A 17,020-nucleotide genomic window follows, 5' to 3' on the forward strand; every position below is an offset into this window, starting at 1 on the left:
GCGTATAATATTTTCTACTATAGCTCAATTTTGTTAAGGCTCCAGATATAACGGTAAGAAAAAACCTCTGGAACCTTAAAGGTGACTATAGACACATTAAAGTTTTCTAAAAGTTTCTTTACTACCTTCACGTATCCTATTTACCCACGGAGACAATACTTCATCATTGCTAATCTCTTTTATAGCATACTTTTCATTCCATATGCCACATCTAGTAAAATTACCTCTTTCTACCACTTCCTTAAGCTTCACTCCCCCAAAGAGGCAATTTTTTCCAATTTCTTCTCCTATTTTTTGTAATTCAGCCCACATTTCCTTATCCGCTACTTTTACTTGTACCTGACTGCAGTTTTTTACGTCCTGGTACAATACAATATTTAGCTTACCAATGCTTGTAGGAAATTCTAACATGACAGAGCTGCCATCTGAAATATCGGTATAGTTTCTTATACCTCCCTTCTCACTTTTAACCTCAACTGCATCATTGCCAATTTTTAAAATATTACTTCCTAACTCTCTCAGTATTTTTGCAACCTCTACTTTACTGTCCTCAGAAAATTCTATATATAATGTTGCATTGTCTATCTCGATATCTATTAATTCTCCTTCTTGCACAGCACTTTCGCTAGCCTTCTCTAGTTCTTCTAGCTGCCTATCTATCTGTGGCTGAACTTCTGGCTGTAGCTCATTATAGATTTCACCTATCAGTTTATTCTGCAGTAGAGTATCATGAAACTCTGCACCACTTAGCATTAATTTACGTATTAGCTTTTTACGATCAGCCTTATCAAATTTATGAAAATGTGTGCCCAGTATCACATATTCCGCGAAGCTCCATTCTCCATCATTACATGCATTTAGCCTTGCTCCAGAAGCTAGTACTTTGTCTATAACTTTGTGCAATTCATTTACGTTTTTTGCCTCTACTATAGAACTCTTAAACCAGCTCAGCTTCTCTGTATTTGGCTTTATTTTTTGCAAAGCTGAGGCAAATGGATTTTTATCTTCTTGATCACTTACAGGTTTTGTGCCATATATATAATCAAGTCCTTTTCCATAGTTGATTTTGTTTTCGCGAACGTTTCTGCTAGGGAAAGGCATTGTATCTTCCAGTTTTATCTCCTTCTGGCTATTAATTTTACTCACAAATTTAGACTGCTCTATATCAACGCTTTCAAGAGCACCAAATATTTTCTTGTGATTAACATTAGTCTTTTTATTCTGATCTTTACTAGTCATATAAACCTCATATTAAAAATACTTTTTAAGTGTACAATAAACTTTGTTATTATACATTATATTACTCATTATAAATTATAGTGAGCAGATTTGCAAATACTTTCTGCTATAACAATCCGTTTTCTCGAAAGCTAAAATAGCCTGCACTTGTGATAACAATGTGATCAAACAATCTAACGCTTACAGTACTACACGCTGCTGCCAAGCTCTTTGTTACTGCTTGATCTTCTTCTGAAGGTTCTAAGCGTCCCCCAGGATGGTTGTGTGACATTATTACTAATGTTGCATTCTTTATTAATGCTTTTCTTATAATTTCCTTTATGTACACCGGTGCTTTTTCCATTTCACCAATATAGAGTTCTTCTCCGATTAGTTGGCGCCTTTTATTCAAGTACAGTATTTTTACACATTCCCTCTCTGCATGACCTATACTTACGTTCAAGTATTCTACTAGCCCTTGTAAGTCCATGATTGGTTCTCCCTTGAGCTTTTCTCTCAGTACCCTTTCTAGTGTTTCCTTAACGCACATAATCATTGCTATTGAAGAATCAGTTACTCCTTCTATGACTTTCAGGTCATCCATTTCTCGGCCTAAAATCCTTCCTACTCCCGTATAAGTATTCACCAGATTTTTAGCAATTTCTTGAGCTTGCGGCCTTTCATGTACTGCACTTAGAAACGTTTCCATTATTTCACGATCAAGTAGTGCTTTGCCTTTGCTTTCTAATATTCTGAATTCTATTTCTTCTTTACTTTTATTCATATAATTTACCCTTCACTAACAACAAACTTTTTTTAAATATTTACTGCTGTTTTTTTATCAGCATTGGCATAGAGCCATAGCTTCCGAGTGAAGTCAAATCAATTTTTCAATCTTTTTTACTTATTTTTTCATTAAAAAGTAAAGATGTTAATAGATACTGATTTTTTTACTTAAATTTGTTGAATTTCGCCTAAAGAGAGGCCTGTTATTTGCAAAATAATATCGGTAGAAATTCCTTTTTTAACTAAGTTCTTTGCAATTTTGATTCTTTCTTCTTCTCTAATTTTCTCCTCACAAATTTGTATGCTTTTAAACATAGATTTTATTAGTACATTACGTAGTTCTTGGCTTTCAATCTTTTTGTATTCTTCAATTAAATTCGGTAATTCATTTTCTACTTTACTACCTTCCTCTATTAGAAGATCTGTAATACTAATCGATAATGTTTCTGCTATTGCATATAATTTATCAAGTGGAACAGCAACTCTTCCTTGCTCATAATTGCTTATTTCGTCACGTGTTGTACTCATTTTCTTTGCTAAATCCTTCTGAGTATATTCCCGCACTAGTCTCCATTCTTTTATCTTCTTTCCTATTTTGCAGTATATAGAACCTATTTTTTCTTCAACACATTCATCAGCAGAGAGGCCAATTGCTTGTGAAACAATATCAACAGAAATCCCTGCTTTAACCAGGCCCTTTGCAATTTTTACTTTCTCTGCTTTTTTACTACTTTTCTCACCAACTCGGGTAAATTTTGTTAGCAAGTAAAACACCTTGCGCAACTCTTGATCATTAATCGTTTTATATTTTCTTACTAGATTTAATATTTCCTCTCCCTTATCTTCAAAACAGATTTTTTCATTTGATACAGGAATTAGGTCTACAATACCAATCGACAATATCTCTGCTATAGCATACAACTTTTCAATCGAAATTTTACGTGTTCCTTTTTCATATTGTAGTACTACTTGATACGTTACACTGACTTTCTTCGCTAAATCTTTTTGAGTATATCCTCGCTTTAACCTCCAGTTCCTTACTTTTTGTGCTATCTGATACCTTATTGAGATGTTTGCCATAAATATTATACATGTTAATACTACCAAACAAAGATATACAAAAACTTCTATGTTTGCATTTTAGTTGAATATTTCTTCAGAATTGTGTATAATTATTAATGCTTTTTAGGTACTCTTGCTATGGCTCTCTCGAAGTTTCTGGATCCCAAGAATGATGTCGCATTTCGCCGTATCTTTGGCTCTGAAAAGAATAAAGACATCCTCATTCACTTTCTCAATGATATTCTGGGTTTTACTGGCAAAAATGAAATAAAGGATATAGAGTTTTTAAGTACTATTCAAGACCCTGATATTGCCTCTAAAAAGCAAAGCATTGTTGATGTATTATGTAGAGATTCCACGGGGGTGCAATGGATTATTGAAATGCAGGTCGCTAAAACCAAAGGCTTCGAGAAACGTGCCCAATACTATGCTGCTAAAGCCTATTCAAGACAAGCCGATAAAGGTGATCAATACCAGGACCTTAAGGAAATTATCTTTATTGCTATAGCAGATTGTATTTTATTTCCTGATAAGTCTGAGTACAAATCAAAGCATACTATTCGCGATGAAGATACTAATGAACGTGATCTAAAAGATTTTTACTTTATATTTATTGAGTTGCCTAAATTTCCAAAAACAAAAGAAGATCAGCTTTCAAGTATAGTTGAAAAATGGGTCTACTTCTTTAGATATGCAGATGAAACTAGTGAAGAAGAGCTAGAGAGAATAATAGGAAGTGATCTAATAATTAAAAGAGCGTATGAAGAATTAAATAGGTTCAACTGGTCAGAAAAAGAATTTATAGCCTATGAACAAGAGATAAAGCGTATTCGTGATGAACAGGCTGTCCTCGCTCAAAAACTCGATGATGCCACTCAAAAAGGTAGACAAGAAGGTAGACAAGAAGGCATCCAAATCGGCCATGAAAAAGGCAGAAAAGCAGAGAAAATTGAGGTTGCAAAGAATCTACTTAAAGCAGGAGTTTCTATTGACATTATAACTCAAACTACTGGTCTTTCTGTTGATTATATTGAGAAAATTCAAGAAAAGAAGTTTTAGCCATAACGTTTTTTTATTAAACCCTCTATTCTGGTAATTTTAATATTGCAATCCATTCTAATTTCTGTATAATGCCTTTTTTACATGACACTGTTAATACTTAATAGGGGGGATAATGCCAACACAGAAAGAGCTTCGGGCTACGATGTCCAAAAAATTACAGGAAGCTATTAAACATCCAGATCCAGCAGTTGTTGCCGGGAGGAAGTCAGCTATCAAGAGATGGGTGGGAGTCCTTCAAGATAACTTTATGGAGCACATAAAATACTTTAAGGGTGATAAGTTGAAGTTTTTGCACAATGTATTTCAAGATGAAGGTTGCTGGTCAGGTGTAAGGTTGGATAATGCTGCTTTAGGTCAAAGGTTTACTGAAGAAAAAATAGGTGGAATAGATAATCCACTTCGCAAATATGAGATGGCTTGTAGTTACTGTGTAGTGGATAAAATTCATCCTCTCTTTCAAAAAAGATTTGAATCTTATAGGAACAAGTTTCCTCCTGGTGCATTTGATGGTAAAACTGAAACTGAATTTGGCAAATACGTACGAAACTCGTTACTAGATAGCATAAAGAGGAAAGGTCCTGTATTTGATTTCTGGATCGATAGAGAATCTGGGGAATTAAAGAAGTATGATGCAGTAGAAGGTTTTGACAGTGCTGTAAAACTTAAGTGGAGTGAAGGGGTAGAGTATTTTTATAATCATTTAAAAGAAGAAGATAAGGAAAAGAAGCTCACAGAAGCTATTCTTGCTCTTTCTCGCGTTCAATCTGTTGAGAAAGACGCCCCTATTTTAGATTTTTGTGTAAATAAGATAGTCGATAAAGATACTCTTTTACAGAAATTATCACAGAAAGATAAAGGAGTATATTCCCTTTTTGCTGAATTAATAGAGTCATGTTTTTTTGATACGGTTCATGATTTGGTACAGTGCTGGTGTTATAAAGAAGTTTCAGCAAGAGGAGACTGTTCGGACAAAATATTCTCACAGCGAGACTATGAGCTTTTTCTTTCCTCTCTTTCAGATGTGATGTTGAAAAATCCTGAATCAAATGTTCAAGCTAGATCTCTTATTATGGAATTTTGGGAATGTGGTAGCTTGTATCAATACAGAAAAGCTGCTGTTAATACTTCTAATTATACAGTTCCTACAAGTGGTGTATTTGCAGAGTTAATAGTCAATTGGAGACGAGAAGACATTTATAAGACTGATGAAGAAAAAGAAATAGAGAAAAAAGAAATATTAGATATGATGTCATTTGCCAAAGATTGCTTTCCTGAAAAGTTTGAGCTCTTTAAAAAACTAATAATAAGAGACCTTAGATTATGCGGTAGGGAAGGTAAAAGAGTAAATGTAGATTACGGTCTGTTTGCAGAAGAATTATTCTCTGAGTTAGAGAAAACAATTTTACCACCTGGTCCTGTAGGTGATGGTCCTTGCAGTAATTTGCGATCACGATCTAAAGCTCATGGTAGTAAGAAAACAACTTTGCCAGTTGATGATAGTCCGCAGTCTGAGCTTGGAACTCCTAGTGTAAGTGGTGTTTCTTCTTATAAGAAAAAAAGCGTCTTTACGCTTAGTGGTAATAAGTAATCCACTTATGAACTCTTGGTGTTTCTGGTCGTAGTAAATAAGGGGTATTTTGTATGAGTAATGGTGATGGACTTATTAGGAGTTTGGTGGATGGAGATCTTGAAGGATTCAGACAAGGATTTGAATCTTTTTTAGATCAATGTCCATCTTTCTTGTATCATGTAAGTGCAGGTCGTTTCCTTCCTGTATTCTTTTTTAGTATGTTTTCTACTGCACATGATGCTAATATCTTAAATGCAAATGAGAGAGTCTATTTTCGTTTTGATAACCATGGTGTTAATCCACGTAATGGTGAAAATCGAAATACGGCAAACCTAAAAGTTGCTGTTTATCGTGACGGACAGCAAGTTGTCAGATGCTACAGTATTTCTGATCGTCCTAATAGTGATGGGTTGAGGTTCAGTACAAGGGAGAGAAATGCTCTAGTACAAGAGATTAGACGGCAAAATCCAAATTTAAGGGAAGAAGACCTAAATTTTGAGCAATACAAAGTATGCATGCACGGAAAGGGCAAGAGTCAGGGAGAGGCAATTGCAACGGTATTCGAGGTAATTCGTGAAAAAGATCGTCAAGGTAGGGATAAATTTGCCAAATATTCAGCATCTGAAATCAATCTTATTAGACGGCTCTTAGGAGATCACAGACTAACAATTAAGGAAATAGAAGGAAGACAACTCAATCAAAATCAGCGTAGACAACTTGGTAGGTTGGTCAATTTTGCGCAAGTAGCACAGGGTCAACAAGGAATTGATAATTTTATGGAAATGCTAGCGAGTGATAGAAGACAAGATGTAAGAGATAGAATACGCAGAGAAATTTTGCCATACATAACTGACATCTATAATAATTACAGACAAGTACTGGAAAATAATATTGAAAATCGCAATCAAAGATTTGAGGGTCACGGGTTTTTATTAGGTTTCTTAGCAAATTTTAGTCATCGCTACACAATAGGCATCGATCTTGATTTATCTCCTAGAAACACACATGTTGCATTTCTTGTACGTCATCAAGCAGAAAGAGAAAATATTCCTATTGTTATTAATCTTGCTATATTTGACACACCGTCAGATGTTACATTAAACTGTGCCATAGGCTACGCTGGAAGGTTACACACTTCTTCATTTATACCTATCCATACTGAATCAAGAAATACTGTCTGTGTTGGATTAAATTTTAATTTAGATCTAGATCCTTTTAGTGTTGATACAGTAGAACTTCAACAGGATAGATTTCCTTTAGTACAAAGATTATTTGAGTGTTTGGAGAATGAAGGCATTAGAGAAAATGTTAGAGATTTCTTGCTTCACCATCTTCCTGCTGAAATACCAAGAAATGCAGAGAATTATAATAGAATATTTGATTGCATAACTGGCTTTGCTTTTGGAAGTAGTGCTTTTGATAGGCACCCTTTAGAACTAGAAGAGGAAGACGAAGCACCTATAACAAAGTACATATTTAGACATGGTGATGAGGGTTTAAGATGTTTAACTATGGTCTTTCATGCTGAAGGTTCTGATATAGTTATACTTCATATTAGAGCTCACGATGCGCAACAATAAGGAGCCATCAATTTACAGACTCTTAATGTTAATGGAAATGATGTTCATGTGTGGGAAGTTTCATGCACACTTAATAATCAACTTGAACTAGATATTGATCTACCAAATGACCTTGGTTTATATCACGATTACCAAAATAATAATGCAAATAATTTTCTTGCTGGTGATCTTGTACAAGTGCCCAATACTGAAAATGTACATAATACTTTAAATCAAGTTGTGAATGATGGCTGGAAAAATATAGCTCAGCATAGAGGATTATTTCAAGAGATCTCTGGAGCATTGATGCCGCTTGTGGATACAATAAATGTTAATAGTGAGGATAAGTTCCGTTCTATACTACATGGTACATTTTATGCTAGTGATAATCCTTATAAAGTGCTTGCTATGTATAAAGTTGGTCAAACATATAGTTTAAAAAGGGGGCAGGAAGAAGAAGGAGAAAGGGTAATACTCACAAGAATTACAGAACAGAGATTAGATCTTTTATTATTAAGACAACCTAGAGAGAATGACCTAGATACTCACCCAATTGGATATGTGTTAAGACTTGCTAATAATGCAGAAGAAGTAGGACAACAGCAAAATGATGCGAGACAAGAAATCGGAAGACTTAAGAAACAACACAGAGGATTTATACCTATTACTTCTGGAAATGAGGTGGTTTTGTTTCCTATTGTGTTTAATAGAGATGCACGCGAAGCAGGTAATCTTATACTTTTCCCAGAAGGGATAGGAAGAGAAGAGTATGTACACAAGCTTGATCGTCATGTTCGCGGTTCAAGACCAGGAGGATTAGTGGGACCTGAAAGTGTTATTGATGAGAATCCACCAGAAGGTCTATTATCAGATCAGACTCGTGAAAACTTTAGGCGTTTTTACGAAGAAAAAGCACCAGGACAAAATTCGATTTTTTTGCTTGATATAGGCGACAATCTACATGTTCCGTTTAGTTACTTGCAAGGTACTAGAGCACAGGTAATAGAAACATTAAAGTCAAGAATAAGGGGAGGTGGTACTCCTACAGCACAAGGAATATTACAACAAATAAATGCTATCCTTCGTAGAAACAACGCTCGTGAGATAGAAGATGTGCATGATCTACTTGCACTAGACTTTGCAACAGATAATCAAAATTATCGTTATTGGCTACAAACTCATGACATGTTTTTCGCTGCACAACAATATACTTTCTATGATGATCGATCTAATCCAACTAATAATCGTCATGATTTTACAATAACTTCAGTAGGAGTCGATGGAAATCAAAATGATCCAACAGGTAGGGGCTTATTAAGTAGTCACATAGCTAACTTTAAACAAAAAGTAGATTCGGGTGAAAAAGATAGATTAATTGCTATTATTAATGTAGGTAATCGTCATTGGGTTACATTAGTTATTGTACACCAAAATGGAAATTATTATGGGTATTATGCTGATTCACTTGGTCCAGATAGTGGTATTGACAATAATATTCGAGGAGCTTTAAGAGAATGTGATATTAACGATGATAATGTCCATAATGTTTCCGTTCATCAGCAAACAGATGGCCATAATTGTGGCATATGGGTATACGAAAATGCTAGGGATATTAACCAAGCTATTGATCAAGCTTTACAGGGAAATAATAACTTTGGAGAGAAAGGTGAGGGTATTATAGGTTATATACGTGGTCTTCTTAGTGTAGGCATTGGAAATGACACTAGACAATCTCAAAGAAATGAACAATACTTTAAAAATCGGAGAAGAAATATTTCACAATTATTCCAAAATGATCCTCTATCTTCTCCTAGGGGTAGACTGATTCAAGATCATCCAGGAATTCAACATGAAATTGATCCATTACTATTACAATTTTTAGGACTCCAATACCCACAGCGTGGAGGTGGAGGAGCATTACAATTAGGCGGAGAAAGAGTGATATCAATTGATTTTGGTAACCCGCAGTCTGCATTAGATAAAATTGATGGAGTGAGTAGAGTTTATAACCATAGCAATAGTAGAGGTAGTAGGTAGAAGTTAATAGGTGGATGAAGTTTTCTTTACTCTATATTTACGCATTGGTTGTAATCGGTCTTCTAGGTTGTTTCTGCATATTTTATCTTACTATTACCCACAAATATAAATGTTTGTTGCGTAGCTCTTAATGGCATAACTTTTGCTTGAAATAACTGTTTATATGGTGCAATTTACAGCTTTTAGTTGCTAAAATTATAACTCTTAGTTTAATAATTTTAATCCAATAAGCTTTCAGGTTAATAAAATTAAATTATTTGAGTAAATACAATACTATGTTTTTATTTGTGGGTAATAGTAAGATATTTTATGGTGGTGTTTATTAACAATAATATAGAAGACTATTATTAAGACTCTTGTCCGTAAAGCACCTTCATTTGCTCCTCTCATGAGAGTGATATTTCCTTCAAATCAGCTAGTTTTAGATGCTGAGGTTGTGTGCCGTTTAAAATGGCTTCCTTAATTTTGGGTATCAAATAATTTAAACGTAAGACCCATTGTAAAAGATAAGATTTAATTTGAAAGAAAAATTGATGTGGTTAAAACTTGACCTTGCGCAGTATAGGAATATTTTTTATAAAAAGAACAATATCGATTTGAAATGTAAAATTATCATAAATTTTTCTTTTTATTCTCAAATGAATTACTATTAATTCAGTAAACTATATTATTAATATCTCAAGTAAATCAACCATTTTCAGCGCTCAAAACCAAGTGCGGTGAGAACAAGTTTTTTTGGTATGGATTGGACTACCGCGCGATACATACGAACTTTTTTGTATTCTGACTTTGCTATACGCTAAAACTAGCCATATTAGCCCATTTTATCCATATATACATACGAACTGTTTTGCCTAAGCTTATGGAAATAATTTAAATCTTCTATTTTTATAACCTTATTTTTACGCAACTTGTTCTCAAAAATATACGATCTTTTTTGAAGGAGTAAACAATTGAATTGTTTATAACACTAGCTAGCATGGTATCTTCACTAAAATATTTTTTGAAAAAGTTAATTGACTTATAAATAATTCTCTACTAATACTGGCATGTGTTTGTTTATTCTGCTGAAGTTGCTCCATACAGGTTTGCTGTAAAAACTTCAGCAGTTTCCGTACTCCTTTAAAGCATAATCCATCACGCTCTTAATAATAGTGATATCAAATATAGGTCTTAACTATTTTAATCTATAGTAAAATTAGCTCAAATTTGCAGTCATAAGCAACTTTTAACCTATCTACATACTCCATTGTTACTCACCATAAAAACTTAACAAAAATATGAGTAGTAAAAAGATTGTGTTGAAATTAGCTTGACCAATATTATATATTGTACATAATATATTCTATATCTAGGCTAGGAGGTAGTATGGATACAGAGTCAGTAAAATATGTTGTAGAATCTATCAGTGAACAAAAGCTAGGAGAGGAATTAAATACTGAGCCATGGCATTCAAAAATTGAGTGTAATAGCAATGAGGGACCAACGCCTGAAGATGACATAACAGATTTAGATGATTATAGTTTGTTTGTTCAAGGAATAAGTAATCGTTCGGAATGTTATGACCTTGATCAGAGACATGAAACTAGGGAGGCTGTTGACACATGTGTAAAACATACATTGTCGTATCAGAGTGAAACTGATGATAGTGATTTATATTGGAAAAATTACCCTATTAGTCCAAGAGACTCTGCTTTAATTAAGTTAGATCTACTACTGACTGAAAGTGAGAGAAGTCTAATTGATGAATTTCGTAAAGAGTTAAAAGATGTAGTAACAAAAAATGATCAAGGTTATAGGGATAAGCATGAAAATTTTACAAACACTGCTTTAGAGCGTATAGAGTGCATAACAAATAAATATTTGCAAAAAGGGATAAGACTCAATTCAAAATATAACGATGATAAGTATACTATAACAAGTTTAATTTTTAAGGAAATAAGAAATATCCCTGATAGAATACGACAGCATAAGGGATTACCACCTTATGAGAGTTTATCAGACGATAGTGAGACTATAACAAGTTTAGTTTCTAAGGGAATAAGAGATATTCCTGCCTACGAGGGTGTATCAGATGATAAAAATATAGGTATTATACGCAATATCATGAGTAATTTACTATTAAAAGGTGGAAGAGTAAAATGCAGTTCCTTTTATGATGATAAGTTATTGTATGCAACTTATGGGTTCAGTTATGAGATTTTTGCAGAACGTGAAGAAATCGATAACAAGCTAAAAAGTGTAGCAGATGAAGGTATTATAAACAGTAGTGCCCAAGGCAAAGCTTTACACGTAGAAATGGATAATGGATATTTTTATGTAAAATATTCGCAAGATAGCACTGTTGAGGTTGCAAAAGTTATAAATAATCCAAAAGTAAAAGATTTAAGTTTTAGACATCATATATTTCATGTTGGAAAGAGTATAGTAAGAGTTGAAAATGTAGGAGGAAAAAGAAATTATACAGACGTTTTAGAAGGTGGCATTGAAATGTCTTTTACTACTGAAGTAGGAAAGATTAGTATTCATCTACGTTCTAGTGATAAAGACAACAATAAAATTGAAGTAAAGATAAGTGACGATGACAAGAAGAAACTTGATCAATTAAAAGATAAGGAAGAAATAGGAGAAAATTGCTTACTTGGTGGATATTCAGTACATGATGCGATTAAACGAGGATATTTTGAAAAACATGAAACACTACGTCAATCTTCTGAAAAAATTACCTTATCTAATGAAAAGAAAAAAAATAGTTGGTGTGAGATAGTAACAAATTCAAAACAGACAACAAGCCGTACTGTAGGGTAAATGCTAAACTGCTTGATTGTCTAAAGATCTTATATTACTCACCATAAAAACTTAACAAACGACGTGAGTAGTAAAAAGATTATGGTTATTGACTTAATGTTACATATCGCATACAATGTATCATATATCTTAGCTTAGAGGGATAAGTATGGGTGAGTTTACTGGGATAGTAAAATCTATCATCAATTTACTAAAACCAAAATCCAAATCAGAACTATATGATTTCGAATATGAATCAATTATAGAACATTTATCATCTAAAGAGCATTTATTAAATGAGCTGATGAATGATATGTGGTACTCAGGAGACTTACCATCAGTTAGAAACTATAATGAACCATCATCTTTGATAGATAGCAAACTTGGATTAAGTGAACAGATTTGTGTTTGGTTTGCTCTAGATCACGATCTTACGCCAAGTCAAAAAAATTTAAACAAAAAGTTACTTAGTGCTCTAAAATGTTTAACTTCTAACTGTGGTTCATTTGATAATACTGAGCCCCTTGAAGAATTTTTACATGATAATAGAAACAATAAAGATTTAAAAGTAATTCTTAACCTAAGAAGAGGAGAATCTCAATCAACAGTATTGCATGCGATTGCAGGAGCAAAGATTGGTGGATTTCGTCGCACAGGAAATCAGGCTATAGATTTACTCTTAGAAGCAGGCGCAGATCCTAACATACAAGATAATAAAGGAAAAACACCACTATACCTTGCTGCTGCTAAAGGTCATTACGATAATGCAAACTCTCTTCTCCTGAAAGGAGCTAACCCTAATATAACAAGTAGAAAGGGCAAAACTCCACAACGAATAGCAACTAATAACCTCTGCTATGATATTGAAGAATTATTTTTAACTGATAAACAGAAAAAGATGAATAAGGAATTGTATGACTTACTTGTACTAGATTCAGACTGCACTAAAAATTTAAAGGAGTTTTTAAGTAAGCATAAAAGAGACTCAGACCTAAAAGTAGTGCTAAATATTCGGCAAGGAATGGGTGAATCAAAAGTGTTTTCGTATGTTGATCGGTTTTGCTTGGGATAATGAAGATCTTGCTCAAGAGTTAAGAAAAATATTTCTAGAAGCAGGAGCATTAGATTATGATAAAAATATTATTTATCGTCAGCAAAAGAAAGGACAGGTCAGTAAATTACTCGTTAATTTAACTTCAAATCAAAAGGAGAAGTTAAATAGGTTTTCTGATAAGGTATTTCAAGCTCAAAATATGGCTGAACTTGAAAAGATTGTAAACGATGCTATAAAGTCTGGTGTACGATTAAACTATTCTCTTTCACAAGATTTCTTTTCAGGTAATGAGTACACTTTTACCGATTATGTGATGAAAAAAATCAGTGAATTAGAAAAAAATCCTAAAGTTGCTAGTAATATAATATGTCAATTAGTATCAAAAGGGGCAGTGTTTGGTAATACAGTTGATGCTAACACACTGACATCAGAATTTAAAGAGCATAAAACTAACCTAAAAAAAGCTTATAGAGATTATATTAGCAATTCTCATAAGTTTATTGAAATCGCAAAAAGTGCAACCAATAGAGAGCTAAAAGATGCAAGAGTAGACAACTCCGTTTTTTACTTAGAATATTCTAAAGATAGTAAAATAGACATTATAAAGATAACAGATGGGGTAAGGGGTTTAGGTCTAACCGATGGAGAGGTAAACTGTGGAAGAAATATAGTAAAGATCGGTAAAAGTGAAGTAGAAATTAAAACTGAAAACGGCATAAGGAATTATACAGATCTTACAGAAGGCAGCAGTATAGTATTAACTTTCTATACTAGTTTGGGAGAATTAGAAGTTAGATTATATCCTGATGAGAACAATAAAAAATTGATAAGAGTAGAAGTGAGCGATGAAGATCTATTTGAAGAAATAGCAAGTCATGAAGAAATAGGGCAAAATTGCTTATTGGGAGGTTTATCGGTTATTGAAGCTATAGATCGAGGTGTTTTTGCTAGATCTGGTGGATTAATGCGTCCTGAAGTAATAAGCGAGTCTAACAAGAACAAAGATTCATGGGTAGGACGTGAAGAGCTAAGAAGGGCTTCTGATTCTAGGGGAAAAATTGCTAGTTTGCCATAAAAGTTGAAGATTATTATTTAAATACAAACTACTATAATTTATAGATTAAGGAAATTGTACCAATGTCTTCTAAGAATACTCTTTTATATTGTTTTTAAGCTGGCTACAAAATGAGGATATGGGACATACAATTGGCTGAGCTGCCTTTTACACTCCAGGTCTACTATTAAAATATGCAGCTAAAATTGGATCATTTTCTACCATTGTTGCACCTAATATGCTAAAATCTTCATCACTTGTATTGATATTTTTACATAATTGATTTTGTAACATTTATTTGCTCTTCTATATCGATTTCAACATCTTTTTGTGTGGCCCTTTGTAGTAGCTCCTTTTGCAATAACCTTTTTTAATTTTCTGGCACATACTTTTTTCGATGTTTTTTCATGTTGTTTTTATAAACGTTACGACGCTGAGCCGTAAAACTTCTCTAATTGTTCACTCCACAGCATCGGTATTTCTCTCAAATCAACTAACTTCAAACCCCTTGGCTGTCTCCCATTTACTATGTCTTCCTTAATCTTCGGAGCTAAATAATTTAACCTTAAAATTTGCTGTATACGTCTTGTACCTATATTAATTTTGGCACTCAGCTCCTTCACACTTTCGTATTTTCCCTCTTCTAGTTGCCGTTTCCACAGATGGGCTCTTACCACTGCTTTCAGTAGTGCATTGTTTGTTTTGCCTTCTGGCTCAGTTACTGTGCATTTCTTTCCTTTCTTTTTTATTGGTATAAATTCCACCTTATCCTCTAAACTCACCTCTATTCCATCTTCTTTTATCATTACTCCTTTTATTAACTTTTTCACTACTTCTTTCTGCTTTCCAAAATTTAAATTTTCCCATTTTTCTTCGGTCTTTTCTCTCCAATTTTCATATATCTGCTCAGCTTTTCTCATCACTTCTTTTTCTACTTCTCCTGCTACTATTGTTCGATTTACTGATTCACAATTCTTTCCCCTTAAGTGATTGTTGCATACATAATATCGGTACCTTTTATTTTCTTTTTTTGAGTATGTCAGTGTCATATTTACACTACAGCTCTTACACTTAATTATTCCCCTAAGCAGCGCTTCCTCATATTTTGCTTTTCTATATGGCTGATTACTTATCAATTCCTGCGCTTTTTGCCATTTTTCCTCTTTTATTATTGCTTCATGTTTTCCTTCATACTCTTTCTCATAATGCCGTATTTTTCCCATATATATTGGATTTGTTATTATTCTTCTCACCGTCGCTTTTTTAAAGATATCTGCTTTCGTTCTGTAACCTTGACTATTTAGCTCCCTTGCCAACTCTGCCATTGACTTCAGCTCCATGTACCTCTCAAATATATGTTTTACCAACTTTGCTTCTTTCTCATTTATTATTAACTCTTTATCTTTCACATCATACCCAAGCGGCAAAGTTCCCCCCATCCATAATCCTTGTTCTTTTGATGTTGCTATTTTATTTTTTACTCTTTCCACTATCATTTCTCTTTCTAGTTGTGCTGCTCCTGATAACACCGTTTGTACGAACTTTCCCATTGGCGTATTATTATCAAATATCTGCGTTACTGCTACAAAATTTACTCGGTGCCTTCTAAAAAATGATGTTACTTCGATGCTATCTTTTGTTTCTCTTGAGAGCCTATCGAGCGTATATACTACTACACAGTCTATCTCTCCTCCTTTAACATCTTCAAATAATTCCTTTATCGCTGGTCTTTCTAAATTTTTCCCTGAATAGCCTCCATCATCGTACCTTTTTGCCAATGCTACCCAGCCTTCTTTGATCTTTATATATTTTTCACATGCTACTCGCTGCGCATCAAGACTGTTAAACTTCTGCTCTAGTCCATCCTCATTTGATTTTCTCGTATATATCGCACACCTTACCTCTTTTAGCATTCTCTCTCCTCAATTTCCACTTTTGTCACGCATCCCGAATAATAAAGGTCCGTTGTAGCTCATTCCCATTATTTTTCCGGCTACTGCTGATAATGACGTATAAAATTCTTCTCTGTAGATTAAACCCTTATCTGTTACCATTACCGCATGCGTCTCTTCCTCTCTCTCTAGTATTAATTCTGTCCCTTCTACTGGTAATTTATCGCTACTTATTCTTTTTCCTTTCTCTAGCCGATCTGCCAGATACTCTAGTCTTTTTGTCCCCTTTCTTGACATTTCTCCATACGATTTTTCCTGCATTCTATAAGCTAATCTTGGTATCAGATATTTCTTTGAGTATCTAGGCGCCTCTTCCCCAAATACCTTCTTCCACGTTTTTCTCAGCTCACCCAAAGGTTTTCTCTCTAAATTCATTACTTTCTTTTCTATTTCTTTCTCCATATTTTTAGCCCTTCATAAATAGCTTTTCAATTCTGTCTGTTTCTTTCTTTAATACCTCGGTTATCTTTTTGCTATTTTTAGCATAATCCATCGCTGTCATTCCAAATTTATCTGCTTGCTCTATTTCAGCCCCTGCTTTTACTAGCTCCTCCACTATTTCTTTTTCTCCTACCATGCACGCAAGGTGTAGAGGTATGCATTTATTTCCATATTCCTCAGCATTTACTTCTGCTCCTGATTTTATCAATTCTCTCACGATTTCTAGACGTTTCTCCGTTACTGCTAGGTGCAGTGCTGTATATCCTCCTACGTCTGCTGCATTTACATTCACTCCTTTTTCAACTAATAACCTCACTGTTTTTGCGTCTATTGCATAATGCAGAGCTGTTCTGTCTCTTTCATAAATATTTTTATATGAGTTCTCTAATAATTCTTTTGCTGATTTATTAAATTTGCCAAGCTTTAACATAATCCACC

General features: G+C 33.9%; 14 protein-coding genes. 7 read left to right on the forward strand and 7 right to left on the reverse strand.

The window, feature by feature from the left end; genetic code table 11:
* Window positions 1-96 precede the first annotated feature (96 nt).
* The 3 genes from OOL05_RS00610 to wmk all read right to left on the reverse strand — a co-directional run bounded on the left by OOL05_RS00610 (window position 97) and on the right by wmk (window position 3,084).
* Entirely contained in the window at window positions 97-1,239 is a 1,143-nt protein-coding gene (locus OOL05_RS00610) for a hypothetical protein (protein WP_264730398.1), read from the reverse strand.
* Between the two features lie 106 nt (window positions 1,240-1,345).
* Window positions 1,346-2,002: a JAB domain-containing protein gene (locus OOL05_RS00615; protein WP_250119964.1), complete on the reverse strand. Its 657-nt coding sequence runs from the start codon at window positions 2,000-2,002 to the stop codon at window positions 1,346-1,348.
* 170 nt (window positions 2,003-2,172) lie between these two features.
* On the reverse strand, window positions 2,173-3,084 hold the full coding sequence (wmk, locus tag OOL05_RS00620) for a WO male-killing family protein Wmk (protein ID WP_264336145.1): 912 nt from the start codon (window positions 3,082-3,084) through the stop codon (window positions 2,173-2,175).
* Window positions 3,085-3,204: 120 nt separating this feature from the next.
* Here wmk and OOL05_RS00625 point away from each other — a divergent pair, with 120 nt between their 5' ends.
* The 7 genes from OOL05_RS00625 (at window position 3,205) to OOL05_RS00650 (ending at window position 14,210) form a co-directional block, all read left to right on the forward strand.
* A complete protein-coding gene (locus OOL05_RS00625; protein ID WP_264730400.1) occupies window positions 3,205-4,125 on the forward strand; it encodes an Rpn family recombination-promoting nuclease/putative transposase in 921 nt (306 codons plus the stop codon).
* A 115-nt stretch (window positions 4,126-4,240) separates the two neighbouring features.
* Window positions 4,241-5,716 carry a hypothetical protein gene (locus tag OOL05_RS00630; RefSeq protein ID WP_019236549.1) on the forward strand — a complete coding sequence of 492 codons (1,476 nt, stop codon included), beginning with the start codon at window positions 4,241-4,243 and terminating at the stop codon, window positions 5,714-5,716.
* A 53-nt stretch (window positions 5,717-5,769) separates the two neighbouring features.
* Window positions 5,770-7,278: a hypothetical protein gene (locus OOL05_RS06705; protein WP_319803657.1), complete on the forward strand. Its 1,509-nt coding sequence runs from the start codon at window positions 5,770-5,772 to the stop codon at window positions 7,276-7,278.
* Window positions 7,279-7,326: 48 nt separating this feature from the next.
* On the forward strand, window positions 7,327-9,294 hold the full coding sequence (locus OOL05_RS06710) for a C48 family peptidase (protein ID WP_319803658.1): 1,968 nt from the start codon (window positions 7,327-7,329) through the stop codon (window positions 9,292-9,294).
* Between the two features lie 1,368 nt (window positions 9,295-10,662).
* Complete coding sequence (locus tag OOL05_RS00640) at window positions 10,663-12,102, forward strand: hypothetical protein (protein ID WP_230609244.1); 1,440 nt, start codon at window positions 10,663-10,665, stop codon at window positions 12,100-12,102.
* 148 nt (window positions 12,103-12,250) lie between these two features.
* Window positions 12,251-13,153, forward strand: coding sequence for an ankyrin repeat domain-containing protein (locus OOL05_RS00645; protein ID WP_264730402.1), 903 nt, complete (start codon window positions 12,251-12,253; stop codon window positions 13,151-13,153).
* Window positions 13,128-14,210, forward strand: a complete 1,083-nt coding sequence (locus tag OOL05_RS00650) for a hypothetical protein (RefSeq protein WP_264730404.1) — start codon at window positions 13,128-13,130, stop codon at window positions 14,208-14,210. Before OOL05_RS00645 ends, OOL05_RS00650 begins: the two co-directional genes overlap by 26 nt.
* A 147-nt stretch (window positions 14,211-14,357) precedes the next feature.
* On the opposite strand, the gene OOL05_RS00655 is transcribed toward OOL05_RS00650, so the two are convergent.
* The 4 genes from OOL05_RS00655 to OOL05_RS00670 all read right to left on the reverse strand — a co-directional run bounded on the left by OOL05_RS00655 (window position 14,358) and on the right by OOL05_RS00670 (window position 17,012).
* Complete coding sequence (locus tag OOL05_RS00655; protein ID WP_010405125.1) at window positions 14,358-14,483, reverse strand: hypothetical protein; 126 nt, start codon at window positions 14,481-14,483, stop codon at window positions 14,358-14,360.
* A 131-nt stretch (window positions 14,484-14,614) separates the two neighbouring features.
* Window positions 14,615-16,102, reverse strand: coding sequence for a recombinase family protein (locus OOL05_RS00660; protein WP_264730406.1), 1,488 nt, complete (start codon window positions 16,100-16,102; stop codon window positions 14,615-14,617).
* Window positions 16,103-16,111: 9 nt separating this feature from the next.
* Window positions 16,112-16,543: a DUF2924 domain-containing protein gene (locus OOL05_RS00665; protein WP_264376991.1), complete on the reverse strand. Its 432-nt coding sequence runs from the start codon at window positions 16,541-16,543 to the stop codon at window positions 16,112-16,114.
* Window positions 16,544-16,547: 4 nt separating this feature from the next.
* Window positions 16,548-17,012, reverse strand: a complete 465-nt coding sequence (locus tag OOL05_RS00670; RefSeq protein WP_264376990.1) for an ankyrin repeat domain-containing protein — start codon at window positions 17,010-17,012, stop codon at window positions 16,548-16,550.
* Between the last annotated feature and the right edge of the window lie 8 nt (window positions 17,013-17,020).

The organism is Wolbachia endosymbiont (group B) of Episyrphus balteatus (genome assembly GCF_947250575.1).
Taxonomy (GTDB): Bacteria; Pseudomonadota; Alphaproteobacteria; order Rickettsiales; family Anaplasmataceae; genus Wolbachia.